Origin of the sequence: Sphingobium sp. BYY-5 (genome assembly GCF_022758885.1) — a bacterium.
In the GTDB taxonomy this organism is placed as follows: domain Bacteria; phylum Pseudomonadota; class Alphaproteobacteria; order Sphingomonadales; family Sphingomonadaceae; genus Sphingobium.
The window spans coordinates 2,814,973-2,827,622 of sequence record NZ_JALEBH010000001.1 but is presented as its reverse complement, the minus strand read 5'-3'; the positions used below and the strand labels follow the sequence as shown (position 1 = coordinate 2,827,622).

General features: G+C 67.1%; 15 protein-coding genes. 14 read left to right on the top strand and 1 reads right to left on the bottom strand.

Going from position 1 to position 12,650, the window contains the following annotated elements:
* Positions 1 to 44: 44 nt before the first annotated feature.
* On the top strand, positions 45 to 344 hold the full coding sequence (locus MOK15_RS13580; RefSeq protein ID WP_242932101.1) for a DUF736 domain-containing protein: 300 nt from the start codon (positions 45 to 47) through the stop codon (positions 342 to 344).
* Positions 345 to 550: 206 nt separating this feature from the next.
* On the opposite strand, the gene MOK15_RS13575 is transcribed toward MOK15_RS13580, so the two are convergent.
* Entirely contained in the window at positions 551 to 1,312 is a 762-nt protein-coding gene (locus MOK15_RS13575; protein ID WP_242932100.1) for a hypothetical protein, read from the bottom strand.
* 276 nt (positions 1,313 to 1,588) lie between these two features.
* On the opposite strand from MOK15_RS13575, the gene MOK15_RS13570 reads away from it, so the two are divergent.
* From MOK15_RS13570 to MOK15_RS13510, 13 genes are all read left to right on the top strand, one after another.
* The gene (locus tag MOK15_RS13570; protein WP_242932099.1) at positions 1,589 to 2,431 is read left to right on the top strand and encodes a DUF932 domain-containing protein; all 843 of its coding nucleotides are present in this window, start codon (positions 1,589 to 1,591) and stop codon (positions 2,429 to 2,431) included.
* A 240-nt stretch (positions 2,432 to 2,671) separates the two neighbouring features.
* A complete protein-coding gene (locus MOK15_RS13565; RefSeq protein WP_242932098.1) occupies positions 2,672 to 2,923 on the top strand; it encodes an XRE family transcriptional regulator in 252 nt (83 codons plus the stop codon).
* Positions 2,924 to 3,062: 139 nt separating this feature from the next.
* Positions 3,063 to 3,326, top strand: coding sequence for a DUF2285 domain-containing protein (locus MOK15_RS13560; RefSeq protein WP_242932097.1), 264 nt, complete (start codon positions 3,063 to 3,065; stop codon positions 3,324 to 3,326).
* A gap of 156 nt (positions 3,327 to 3,482) precedes the next feature.
* A complete protein-coding gene (locus MOK15_RS13555) occupies positions 3,483 to 4,265 on the top strand; it encodes a DUF2285 domain-containing protein (protein WP_242932096.1) in 783 nt (260 codons plus the stop codon).
* A gap of 119 nt (positions 4,266 to 4,384) precedes the next feature.
* The gene (locus MOK15_RS13550; protein WP_242932095.1) at positions 4,385 to 4,651 is read left to right on the top strand and encodes a helix-turn-helix domain-containing protein; all 267 of its coding nucleotides are present in this window, start codon (positions 4,385 to 4,387) and stop codon (positions 4,649 to 4,651) included.
* Between the two features lie 7 nt (positions 4,652 to 4,658).
* Entirely contained in the window at positions 4,659 to 5,552 is an 894-nt protein-coding gene (locus MOK15_RS13545) for a replication initiator protein A (protein WP_242932094.1), read from the top strand.
* Between the two features lie 235 nt (positions 5,553 to 5,787).
* On the top strand, positions 5,788 to 6,309 hold the full coding sequence (locus tag MOK15_RS13540) for a DUF2840 domain-containing protein (RefSeq protein ID WP_242932093.1): 522 nt from the start codon (positions 5,788 to 5,790) through the stop codon (positions 6,307 to 6,309).
* On the top strand, positions 6,306 to 6,941 hold the full coding sequence (locus MOK15_RS13535) for a S26 family signal peptidase (protein ID WP_242932092.1): 636 nt from the start codon (positions 6,306 to 6,308) through the stop codon (positions 6,939 to 6,941). Before MOK15_RS13540 ends, MOK15_RS13535 begins: the two co-directional genes overlap by 4 nt.
* The gene (locus tag MOK15_RS13530) at positions 6,901 to 7,236 is read left to right on the top strand and encodes a DUF736 domain-containing protein (protein ID WP_242932091.1); all 336 of its coding nucleotides are present in this window, start codon (positions 6,901 to 6,903) and stop codon (positions 7,234 to 7,236) included. The genes MOK15_RS13535 and MOK15_RS13530 overlap by 41 nt, the downstream gene beginning before the upstream one ends.
* A gap of 214 nt (positions 7,237 to 7,450) precedes the next feature.
* Entirely contained in the window at positions 7,451 to 8,173 is a 723-nt protein-coding gene (locus MOK15_RS13525; protein WP_347567224.1) for a lytic transglycosylase domain-containing protein, read from the top strand.
* Positions 8,174 to 8,432: 259 nt separating this feature from the next.
* Positions 8,433 to 10,163 (top strand): VirD2 family relaxase/mobilization nuclease, encoded by a 1,731-nt coding sequence (locus MOK15_RS13520; protein ID WP_242932090.1) that lies wholly within the window; start codon positions 8,433 to 8,435, stop codon positions 10,161 to 10,163.
* Positions 10,164 to 10,183: 20 nt separating this feature from the next.
* The gene (locus tag MOK15_RS13515; protein ID WP_242932089.1) at positions 10,184 to 12,196 is read left to right on the top strand and encodes a conjugal transfer protein TraG; all 2,013 of its coding nucleotides are present in this window, start codon (positions 10,184 to 10,186) and stop codon (positions 12,194 to 12,196) included.
* Positions 12,193 to 12,612, top strand: coding sequence for a CopG family transcriptional regulator (locus tag MOK15_RS13510; protein WP_242932088.1), 420 nt, complete (start codon positions 12,193 to 12,195; stop codon positions 12,610 to 12,612). Before MOK15_RS13515 ends, MOK15_RS13510 begins: the two co-directional genes overlap by 4 nt.
* Positions 12,613 to 12,650: the final 38 nt, after the last annotated feature.

Sequence of the window (12,650 nt, the reverse complement as noted above, 5' to 3'; positions counted from 1 at the left end):
CGAGGCCGCGATGGGCGCGGTCCGAGCAAGCAGGAGATTACGACATGACTACGATCGGCACCTTCACCGCCAACACCAAGGGCGAGTTCACCGGCGTCATCAAGACGCTCACCCTCAGCACCAAGGCGATCCTTCGCCCGGTCGAGAAGGAAGGCGAGAAGTCCCCCGACTTCCGCATCCGGGCCGCCGATATGGACATCGGTGCCGCCTGGAAGAAGACCAGCCGTGAAGGCCGCGACTACATCTCGGTCAAGCTGGACGATCCGAGCTTCCCGGCTCCGGTCTACGCCACGCTGTCCGGGACCGACACCGCCGGCGAATACGCCCTCATCTGGTCCCGCTGAGCAACCGACGACGCCCCGCTCAACCGAGCGGGGCGCTCCTTTTTTTCAGCTTCCCGCGTGGGATCGCCAAGTCCGATCTGCCCCTTGTCACGACGGTGCTCCCCGATCGAACCGCCGAAGCAGGAGTGTCGCAGTCAGCAGCACGACATGGTGCCGGAAGGTGCTGTCATCGTCAGGGCCGTCATGCAGCCTTGGCGTGGCAGCCGTCAATTTGGGAGAGGAAAGGTTGCCAGATACTCTCGGCTCGTGGCGATCACACCGGCCACGAAGGTGAAGCTGGTCGACAGCACCGACTCCAGCGACGCTTCCTCGATGTCCTCACCAGCGATCCGGTAGTTTGTGAGGATCTGGACCCCGACGTTCGGAAAGGGCTCGGCGGCTTCCCAGATCAGATAGCTGTCGTTCGCGGCAAAATGATCCGGCGACATCTCTACGATCCGATGCTGCTGCGATCCAGGTGGGAACCATTGAACGGCGAGCGCTCCTGCGGTCCCAGCGGCCAGTTCCCAATGTTTCGACTCCCGCGAAAGAATCCGGACCAGCTGGAGATAGTGAAGATAGGGACGGTGCGTCTCGCGTGCAGTAGTGAAGATGTCGATCCAAGGCTGGTCGAGATGAACCGCGACCTTCTTTTCAATGGCCTTGGCATAGTCCTCGTCGTCGCGCTCGATCGGGAAATAAAGATTCCTCGGGTTGGGGAGACCAGCGGATTTGCGCGCCGCGGCCGTGACATGGTCGAGCGCATGGACGAGATTGTTGGCGACATCGGCCAGGATCGGCTTGGCTCGACGCTGCGCACTGCGGTCGATCCGCAACTCGGCGCGATGCTGGCCCTCGGGTGAGGCCGAGCGCCCGATGTTCCACAGCAGGCCAGGTCCGGCGCCGAGGAGACCGCCAAGCTCGCGCTTGTGCGCCTGGGCGCGCTCGAACAACAATTGCGCGTCGTCGAGAAGATCGGTGGCCGCCATCGTTCGGCCTTAGCTGCCTCGACGTCTCCGCGCCATCGCAACCCGGATAGCCGGCGAACTAGAATTGTGGTGCGCCGCAGACGCGGCGGATGCTTGGGGCTCTGCCCCTGGCGCACTTCGGATCGGCTTCCGCCCAGCTTCCTCCACGCTTCGCGTTCCGTGCAGCCGGTTCCCCGCGAAGCCGCCCCTCTGTTTGCACCCCCGGTCTCGCCGACGGGCAGGAGTTCAGGCGCGGCAGCAGCGCTGCGCTGAACCCCAGCACCGAAAGGAACGACCATGTATCACCAACTCGCCACCCGGTTCGGCCGCAACAGCCATCAGATCATCGGGCGCGAAGCGCTCGACAATGAGGCGCTGTATCGGCACGTCCCGTCCATCTTCGCCCGCGAGGCGCACGACAGCCGTTCCGAGCGTTACGTCTATGTCCCCACCATCGACATTGTGGAGGGGCTGCGTCGGGAAGGATGGTTCCCGTTCTTCGCCGTGCAGTCCGTCCCCCGCGACGGCAGCCGCCACGGCCATGCCAAGCACATGCTGCGCCTGCGCCGGGATGGCGGCATCGGCAAGCCCGAGGCCGCCGAAGTCATCATCGTCAACAGCCATGATGGCACATCTGCGTTCCAGTTATTTGCCGGAATGCTGCGCTTTGTCTGCACCAACAGCATGATCGCAGGCGAGCGGTTCGAGGAAGTCCGGGTGCCGCACAAGGGCAATATCCAGCACGACATCATCGAGGGCGTTTACACCGTCGCCGAGGACTTCCCGCGCTTGATCGACGCCAGCGAGGGCATGAAGGCGATGCAGCTTTCCGAGGATGAACGGCGGTTGCTGGGCGAGGTTAGCTTGGTTGCCCGCTATGGCGAGGACGAAAGCCCGGTTCGCCCCGAGCAGATTATCGAGCCACGCCGCCGCGAGGATATCGGCAACAGCCTGTGGCGCACGTTCAACGTCATTCAGGAGAACGTCATTCGGGGCGGACTGCAGGGCCGCAAGCGCAATGCCGAGGGCCGTATCCGCCGCAGCCAGACCCGCGCCATCAACGGCATCGACCAGAATGTGACGCTCAACCGCGCGCTCTGGACGCTGGCCGAGGGGATGCAGCGTCTCAAAGCGGGTTGACACAGCCGCCGCAGGGCCGGACTTCCCGCCCTGCGGCTTTGCCTCGTTCAGACTGCATCACGCCGCCGACCCGTCACCGGGATCGGCGGCGAGCGCGCGGTCCAAAGGTCCGCCCGACCGCTGGCGGACGAGCTCGCCGGGCGTTCGCCCGGCTCGCATTTCTATATTCCCAAAAGCCAAAGACGACTATAATAGTCGTTTTCATGGCGTGCAGCGCTCGGGTTGTAGACGTGATCTTGCATGATCACTTCCCGCCAGGTGCGGGCCGCTCGTGCGCTTCTCGGTTGGACACAGGAGATGCTTGCCGACGAGGCCCTTGTCGCGTTGACCGCGCTCAAGCGCCTGGAATCGGAGAACGATCTGCCCGTGCGCGAGGACACGCGTCACCAGGTGGTGAAGGTGCTGGAGGGGGCGGGCATCGTCTTTCTCAATTCGGATCGCGGCGAGGGCGTATTGCTGGTGGGCGGCGCGCCGGCAAGATCGGCGAAATAGCCGAGCGGCCTGACGCCCCAATTATCTGCTCGTCATCACCAGGTCATAGCCGGGCCGGTATCATTACTTCGCTCCATTATGGTGTATATTTCGTGAATCAGCACATGCAGGGGGCAATGGCTGAGAGGGGACCGAGGCTATGACAGAAGCCTCCTTCGAGGATCGCGCTCCGGACGTGCCGCACGTCACCGAATATGACGAACGCCACCACCAGACCTATTGGCGGCTGCTCGATGCGGCGGCGGAAAAGGCGAACTGGTGCGAGGCCGTTCGGATCATTTTCGGCATTGACCCAGCGGCCGAGCCGGAGCGAGCCCGGCTCGTCTACGAGACGCATCTGGCCCGCGCCCGCTGGATGTCCGAGGCCGGATACCGCCATTATCTGCATCCGCCGAAGTCTTAAGTCCTAAATTCTGCCGCGCCGCAACTACGGGAGAATCCCGCCGGCACGCTGGCTCAATTCCGCTATGCGGCCGCCCGGCGAGCAGGACTTCCTCCCAACCGCCCAACCGCAAACATCTCCGATGCACTTCGCACAAGGTCATGCTTGGGAGGGCACATGCCGCCTGAGAGGGATTGGCGCGCGCCCCCGGAAAAAAACGCCGGGAGCGACGCGCTGCAGTATGCGGACATCGCCCTCGGCTATGTCAGCCGCAATCTGCGCTACAGGGCCGACTACGCCCGTGCCCTCGCCCGCGTGAAACGCGGCGCCGTCTCCGCCGACGAAGCCACCGCCGCTCTGGTTCGCCGCTGGGGCATCAGCTTCCACGCCGCTCCGCCTTCGGCCTATGACCCGAAGCTCGCGGTAGCCCGGCCCGACCTCTCGCCGGCCAGCGTCATCCTCGCGCCCGCTCCGGCCGATCTCGGCACGGCCCAGCGCCTCGATCTCAAGATGCTGGGGGCCGTGCGTGCGCGCATGACGCTCGGTGGTTTGCTCCATTTCATTCTCGCCGACCCCGACGGTGACGCGCATGTCTGGGTGTCGGGTTCGCTCGACAAGCCGTTGGCCATGATGCTGCCGATCGGAGCCGATCTCATTGCAAGGCTTGCCTCCGCCGAGCGCCTGCGCCGCCGCCTGCTCGGTATCGCGACCGGGCCACCGGCTCTGCGACCGCCTCCGTTCCGGCTCCAACACCTCCTCACGCTTCTGCGGGTGCTCGACGGTCGTGAGGCCGGCGCCAGCCGCAAGGAGCTGGCGGCAGCGCTGATCGACGGCGGCGTCACAGGCTACAGCGCGGCCGAATGGGTCGAATGCCGCGAGCGCAAGCGCATCGGCCGATGGATCACCGAGGCGCTCGAACTCAGGGACGGCGGCTACGTCCGCCTGTTGCGCGGCGGCTGAGGGGACATTTCTCGCACCTTCGGCGGTGTCCCTTCTCCGCGCCCGGGCCATTCCGCCACCATGGCCTCCTGTCCGCCGGTCCCACGATTTCGGGGCCGGCCATCATCAGGAGGATCATCATGGCCAAGCCTGTCACCGCCGCAACCCCACGCTATCTCAAGACGCCGGACGCGGCGATTCACTTGGGACTGTCGGCCCGGACGCTGGAAAAGCATCGCTGCTACGGCACCGGGCCGGTGTTCCGCAGGCTCGGCGGCCGCATCGTCTATGCGATCGACGACCTCGATGCCTGGGCGACGCTCGGCACCCGCCGCTCGACCTCCGATCCCGGCAACGGCATGGTCCATCCCGCCAAGCGTCTGCCCACCGACTGCGTGCGGCGCTGACGGCCCCATGCCCGGCGCACGCTCCCATTCCGGCCGGTCCAGTACCGAACGCACGCAGCTTGAGCTGTTCCGTTCGGTTCCCGGCGACCTCGCTGCCCGCGACGCGCAGGACTTGATGGCCTGGCCGTTCTTCAGCCTCGCCAAGGCTAGGCGCATCGCGCCGATCGAGTTCCGCATGGGCGCGACCTCGATATCCGTCGAGGCCGTTCCCGAACACGGGATGGCGACTATTTGGGACGCCGATGTGCTGATCTGGGCGGCGAGCCAGCTCATCGAGGCGCGCGACGCGGGGCGGCCGACCTCGCGCCTGATGGTGACGACGCCGCACGAAATATTGGCGTTCACCCGGCGCGGCACCGGCAAGGCGAGCTACGAGCGGTTGAAGGCCGCGCTCGACCGGCTGCAATCCACCACCGTCGCCACCTCGATCCGGCAGGAGCATCAGCGCCGCCGCCATCGCTTCTCCTGGATCAACGAATGGCGCGAGCTGGCGGACGGCAACGGCCGGGCGCTCGGCATCGAGCTGATCCTGCCCGACTGGTTCTATGCCGGCGTGCTGGGCCGCGCGCTCGTGCTGACGATCGACCGCGCCTATTTCGATCTCGCCGGCGGCCTCGAACGCTGGCTCTACCGCATCGTGCGCAAACATGGTGGCCGGCAGCAAGGCGGCTGGAGCTTCGACGTTCCGCACCTCTACCTGAAGTCGGGCGTGCTCTCGCCGCTCCGCCGGTTCGCCTTCGAGCTGCGCGCCATCGTCGCGCGCCAACCGCTCCCCGGCTACGTCCTCTCGCTCAAACATGCGCTGGGCCGCGATCGGCTGAACTTCACGCCCGTCCCCGTCGATCCGATCGACGCCGCCATGCGCCGCGTCGGCCTCAAGCCTGTGGAAAACTGGCCATGAGGTTCGGACTATCGGGAACAGCCGGATTCGGACTTCCGGGAACGCGAGACTCGGGCTTTCGGGAACGCTCGGCTTCCGCAAACCCGCAGAAATCCTCGCGAAATCGACCCCCTTCTAACAGTGCTAATAGAAAAGAATCCTTCGGATTCTTGCTAACGCCACGCGCCGCTGTGGACAGCGCGGCCGCGAGCGCGCGCGGCCAGCCAGGCCTCCGCCATCATCCTGGAGACAACCGATGAGCGACAACTGGCCCGCCGGACCGCGTGGCGGCGGTGCGCTCAGCACGCTTGCCGCAGACGGTCTCACCCATGTCGAGCTGACCTGGATCGAGCAGAAGATCGAGCACTGGATCAGGTTCGGGCGCGTCGCGCAGGACCGCATCATCGACCGGCGACGGCGCATCGCCAGCTTCCGGCCGGGCGCCGTCTTCGCGTTCGTTCGCTGGGCGTCGAACGACTTCGGCACGATCATCTCGCGCATCGACGTGGTGCAGGCCGTTGGCGTTGGCCAGCCCCATACGACACTGCCCTTCGTGCGGCCCGGCGGCGACATCCTGCTCAAAGTCGAGGGCTGGCCGAAGGTCCAACAGGTGCTCGCCGCGATCGACGCGGTGGAAGCGGCCGGCGTCGATGCCTGCGACGCCGCGCCCGACCACTGGCGGCATGTCCACAACCGCATCGCCGCAGGCCATAAGCCGCGTCCCTACACGATGGAGCGCCATAGCGCCTGGCTCAAGCGCCGGGAGATCGAGAGATGACGCGCTTCGGCTATGTCATCGCAACAGTGCTGGCGGTCGGGCTGTTCGCCGGACTGTTCGCCGCGGTGGCGATTCTCGATCCACACTCGCGTGTCATCTGGAACGCCAGCGCCAGCGCGCCGATCGGGCTCTACCGCATCCATCCCGACAGCGATCCGCCGGCCGGCTCGCTGGTTGCCGTAATGCCGCCCCCGCCGCTGGCCCGCTGGCTGGCGGGGCGCCGCTATCTCCCTGAAGGCGTCCCGCTGTTGAAGCATGTCGCCGCAAAGGCCGGGCAGCGGGTATGCCGAAAGGGCGACGTGGTGAGCGTCGATGCACGGCCCGTCGCCATCGCCCGCGCGCGTGATGGCCGGGGCCGTTCGCTCCCAATCTGGCAGGGTTGCCGGACGCTGAAGACCGACGAGCTTCTGCTGCTCAATCCGTCCGTCCCCGACAGTCTGGATGGCCGCTATTTCGGCCCGTTGCCAGCCTCCGCGTTGCTCGGCCGTGCAACGCCGATCCTCACTCGCAAAGCACCGCACGCGCCGCTCGAATGGCGCGGCCTCCGGCCATGTCCCTTGCATCCACCCTGCCAACCGAAAGGACCATCCCATGCAGATCGGCAGCTTCACCCGCACCCGCCGCGGCTATGAGGGCCGCATTCATACGCTGACACTCGACGCGTCCATCTGCCTCGTTCCGGCCGAGCGCCAAGAGGGCGAGAATATGCCGGACTGGCGCATTCATCTCGGCGATAGCGAGGATGGCCCCGAGGTCGGCGCAGGCTGGAACGAGACAGGCGAACGCGCCGGCGATTACGTGTCGCTGCGCATCGACGATCCCGCCCTCGTGCAGCCGATCCGCGCCGCGCTGTTTCAGAACGGCGACGACAAATCGTCTTGGTCGCTGCGGTGGAATCGGCCGCAGAAGCGCCGCGAGCAGGACTGAGGCCGTGCGTTGCCCCGGTCGCACCATCGCCGTGATCGCGCTTTTCCCGACCATCCCTTTGTTCGCGAAAAAACCGTCTCATCCCTTCGTCCCGCTCGGGCACAGTCCGGCCGGCGCGCGCAGCGAAGGTCAAGGGCGGCCATCGGCCGGCGCCTCGCGCGCACCCTTTACCGGAGCGAGCGCGCTGGCAGGCTGGCGTCGTTGCGGGGGCGGATTGGCCGTCGCGCTTGCGACCGTGCTGCTGTCGGGCCTCGCTGTGCCGTTCGCTGCGTCGGCGCAGACCCCGCCGATCGAGCGCGCGGCCGCGAGCCGTCCCTATGCGGCCCATGTCGCCGATGCGGCGCGGCGGTTCGGCATCCCGGAAGTCTGGATATGGGCGGTGATGCGCGTCGAGAGCAACGGCGATGTCCGCGCTGTGTCGACGGCCGGAGCGATGGGCCTGATGCAGATCATGCCCGCGACCTGGGCGACCTTGCGCACTCGCTACCGGCTCGGCTCCGATCCCTTCGACGCCCGCGACAATATCATGGCGGGCGCGGCCTATCTGCGCGAGATGCACGACCGCTACGGCAACGCGACGGCGATGCTGGCCGCCTACAATGCGGGGCCGGGCCGCTATGACGAGCATCTGTCGCGCGGTCGTCCGCTACCCGCCGAGACGCGCGCCTATCTCACAAAGCTGGCGTCGATCACCGGCGGTTCGGATGACACTCAGTTCGCCGCCGCGCCGCCGTCCGACCCGTTCGCCTGGCGTCGCGCGGCGCTGTTCGCGGTACGATCATGTGCGGTTTCGACGGCTCAACCGCAGGCCGAAAACGATGCCATCGACGTGCAGGCCGAGCACCTGCCGACCGATGGCGCTGGCGTTGCGGTGGCCGCCATCACGCCTACCTCGGACGGCCTGTTCGTCCCCGTTTCCCACCGGCCTCCGCAATGAGCGGCTCTCGCGCGCTTTGGCTGGTTCGGGCGCGGGCTTTCGCAGCGCCGGAAGGAAGCAGGGCTGTCTTTCTGAAGGGGGAAGGTCGAGGGCAAGATAAAGGGCGGCAATGTACGATGCCATTTTGCCCCGGTTGCGGCCTTGATTCTCAAGGCTTTGGGGCATTGCTGCGCAATGTGCGCGGAAACCGCGCAATGTGTGGCGACCGCCGGACATCAGCACAGATCAGGGTTTGCCGCACATTGCGGCGCGTCGTGTCATGAGCCGCGACGACGATTTCCGCATCCGGCCAGGCCGCATCCGCTCGCGGGGTAGCCAGCGTGCGCGGCCCATCATCACCCAGGCGCTCGCCGCCGCCCAGCGTGCCGGCGGTCATGTTTCACGAAGCGGCCGGATCGTCGCGCCGGGCCGTTCGACCTTCGGGCGCGGCCGGATCGCCAGCGTGCGCGCCACCCACCGGCTGGGCCACCGATCGCGGCAGGTCATCGTCAAGGCGCGCGTCGTCCGGCATGGCGGCCGGGCCTCGGTCGCGGCCCATCTCAATTACCTGCAACGCGATGGCGTCACCCGCCACGGCGAGCGGGGCGTGCTGTTCGGCGCCGAAGCGGACGGACTCGATCGCAATGCGTTCGCCGCGCGCTGCGAGGACGATCGGCATCATTTCCGCTTCATCGTCTCGCCGGAGGATGCGGATCAGATGCGCGACCTCAAGGGCTTCACCCGCGAGCTGATGACGCGGATGGAAAAGGATCTCGGCACGCGCCTCGACTGGCGGGCGGTCGAGCATTGGAACACCGACAATCCCCACGTCCATATCATCGTGCGCGGCGTCGGCGAGGACGGGCAGAACCTGGTCATCTCGCGCGACTATATCGGCGAGGGGATGCGGGCGCAGGCGCGCCAGTTCGTCACTCGCGAGCTGGGGCTGCGCAGCGACCTCGACATCCGGCAGTCGCTGGAGCGGCAGGTCGAGGCCGAACGCTGGACCGAGATCGACCGCGACCTGTCTCGCACCCTGCAGCGCGACGGGATGATCGACATGGCGCCCGAGCCCGGCGCGCGGCCGGACGGCGACCATGCACTGCGGATGGGGCGGCTGCGCAAGCTGGAGGGTCTCGGCCTCGCCAGCGAGATCGCACCCGGCCAATGGACACTGGCGGGCGATGCGCAGGGAGTCCTACGCGAGCTGGGCGAGCGCGACGACATCATCAAGCGGATGCACCAGGCGATGACCGCGCGAGGCATCGACCGGGGCGCGGCCAGCTATGTGCTCGATGCCGATCCCGCCCAGCCCGTCATCGGCAGGCTGGTCGATCGCGGCTTGCATGACGAACTGACCGGCGGCGCCTATGCGATCGTGGACGGCATCGACGGGCGCACCCACCACATCCGCTTTTCCGATATCGAGGCGACCGGCGATTGCAGGCCTGGCGCGATCGTCGAGCTGCGCCATTTCGAGGATCGTAAGGGCCGGCGGCGGGTGGCGCTGGCCGTGCGCTCGGACATGGACTTGTCGGCGCAGGTCCGCGCGCAGGGCGCCACCTGGCTCGACCGCCGCAACCTGTCGGGTGATGGCCGCAATCTTGGCGGTCGGTTCGGGACTGAGGTGCGCGCCGCGATGGAGGCGCGCGCCGAACATCTCGCCGACGAGCAGCTGGCGCGGCGGCAGGGGCAGCGGATCATCTTCGCCCGCAACTTGCTCGACACGCTCAAACGGCGCGAGTTGGACACGACCGCTAAGGACTTGTCGGCCGAGATCGGCCTGCGGCACACACCGTCCAAGGCCGGAGAGTATGTCGCCGGCACCGTGCGCCAGCGCCTGACGCTGGCCTCGGGCCGCTTCGCCATGATCGACAACGGCCTCGGCTTCCAGCTCGTGCCCTGGTCCCCCTCGCTCGACCGCCAGATCGGCAAGCACATCTCGGGCGTCATGCGCGGCGACGGCGGCGTGGACTGGTCGTTCGGGCGCGGCCGGGGGCTCGGCCTGTGAGCCGGCAAAGGAGATAGTTCATGTCCGCGACCAAGATTCTATGGGGCCAGGTCATCACCGTCTTTCTGATCGTGCTCGCCGCGGTCTGGGCGGCGACGCAGTGGACGGCCGCGGCGCTGGCCTATCAGCCGGAACTCGGCCCGCCCTGGTTCAGGCTCGGCGACTTGCCCGTCTATCCGCCGCCGGCCTTCTTTTGGTGGTGGTTTTCGTTCGACGCCTATGCACCGGAGATATTCCAGACCGGCGCCTTCATCGCCGCCTCTGGCGGGTTCGCCGCGATCGTCGTCGCCATCGCTATGTCGGTATGGCGGGCACGCGAGCTGAAGAACGCCCAGACCTACGGCTCGGCGCGCTGGGCGGCGCGCAAGGAAGTTGGCGCAGCCGGGCTGCTCGGGCCGAACGGCGTCATGCTCGGGCGGCTCGGGCGCGACTATCTGCGGCATGATGGCCCCGAGCATGTGCTGTGCTTCGCGCCGACGCGATCGGGCAAGGGTGTCGGCCTGGTCGTGCCGACGCTGCTCACCTGGCCGGGCTCCGCCATCGTCCATGACATCAAAGGCGAGAACTGGCAGCTCACCGCCGGCTTCCGCGCACAGCACACGCGCGTCCTGCTGTTCGATCCGACCAACGCCGCGTCGGCCGCCTACAACCCGCTGCTCGAAATCCGAAAGGGCGCCTGGGAAGTCCGCGACGTGCAGAACGTCGCCGACGTGCTGGTCGACCCGGAAGGCAGCCTCGAGAAGCGCAATCATTGGGAAAAAACCTCCCACGCGCTGCTGGTGGGCGCGATCCTCCATATCCTCTATGCGGGCGAGGACAAGACGCTGGCCGGTGTCGCCGCCTTCCTGTCGGACCCGCGCCAGCCCATCGAGTCCACGCTACATGCCATGATGACGACGCCGCACCTGGGCGAAGCCGGTGTGCATCCCGTCGTCGCCAGCGCTGCACGCGAGCTGCTGAACAAATCCGCCAACGAGCGATCCGGCGTGCTGTCCACCGCCATGTCGTTCCTGGGCCTCTACCGCGATCCCGTCGTCGCGCAGGTCACGCGGACCTGCCAGTGGCGCATAAAGGATCTGGTCGAGGACGAGCGGCCGGCGACGCTCTACCTCGTCGTGCCGCCGTCCGACATCTCGCGCACCAAGCCGCTCATCCGCCTCATCCTCAACCAGATCGGACGGCGGTTGACGGAGGATTTGCAGGCGCGGCAATCGCGCCACCGCCTGCTCTTGATGCTCGACGAGTTCCCGGCGCTGGGGCGGCTCGACTTCTTCGAGAGCGCGCTGGCGTTCATGGCCGGCTACGGCATCCAGAGCTTCCTGATCGCCCAATCGCTCAACCAGATCGAGAAGGCTTACGGGCCGAGCAATGCGATCCTCGACAACTGCCATGTGCGGGTGTCGTTCGCCACGAATGACGAGCGCACCGCCAAGCGCATATCGGACGCGCTCGGCACCGCGACCGAGATGCGGGCGATGAAAAATTACGCCGGGCATCGCCTCTCGCCCTGGCTCGGGCATTTGATGGTGTCGCGCTCCGAGACCGCCCGCCAGCTCCTGACCCCCGGCGAAGTGATGCAGCTCCCGCCCGACGACGAGATCGTCATGGTCGCGGGCATCGCGCCGATCCGGGCGAAGAAGGTCCGCTACTATAAGGACCGGCGGTTCACCGAAAGGGTGCTACCGCCGCCGGACGTGAAGGCCGGCGCTGGCAAGCCACGTCCCGACGATTGGAGCGGCTTGTCCCCGATCGCTGCGCCGCCGGAACCCGAACCGCCGCAGCAGGACCAGCCGCGCGAGACCGCCGGCGAGGATGAGGACCCGGCGAATGCGGGCCTGCGCCGCCAGCCCGACATGGAACGCCATATCGACGTTGCGCCCCCGCCCAAGCCTGCGCCCGCCAACGAGTTCGAGCTGGACGAAATCGAGGCCGACACCGACACCGACGCGGCGCGGCAGGCGGCGGTGCGTCGCCAGATGCAGGGGCTCGCACAGAGGGCGTCGCTCGATCCCGGCGACGGCATCGAGCTATGAGCACCAAGACGCCGTTCTCGGTCTATCTCGACCCCGAGCTGATGAACGCGCTCGCGGCCTATGCCGACCGGCGCGGCAAATCCCGCTCCCTGGTCGCCGAGGCCGCCATCGCCTCATTCCTGTCGCCCGACGCCGACGAGCAGCGCGAAGCAGCCATCGCCAAGCGGATCGACCGGCTGGACCGGCGCACGACCCGGCTGGAGCGTGATGTGGGGATCGGTGTCGAGATGATTGCGCTGTTCGTGCGCTTCTGGCTGTCGAACACGCCGCCGCCGCCCGAAGCGGAGCGGGCCGCCATGCGCCGCCAGGGCGGTGATCGCTACGACGCTTTCATGGAGGCGTTGGGCCGTCGACTCGCGAAAGGTCCGAAAGTCCGGCAGGAGATCAGCGAAGACTTGCCGCCCCAAGAAGAATGAGCCGCCTACGCTGCTCCCTGTCTTTCTTCGCCAGACTA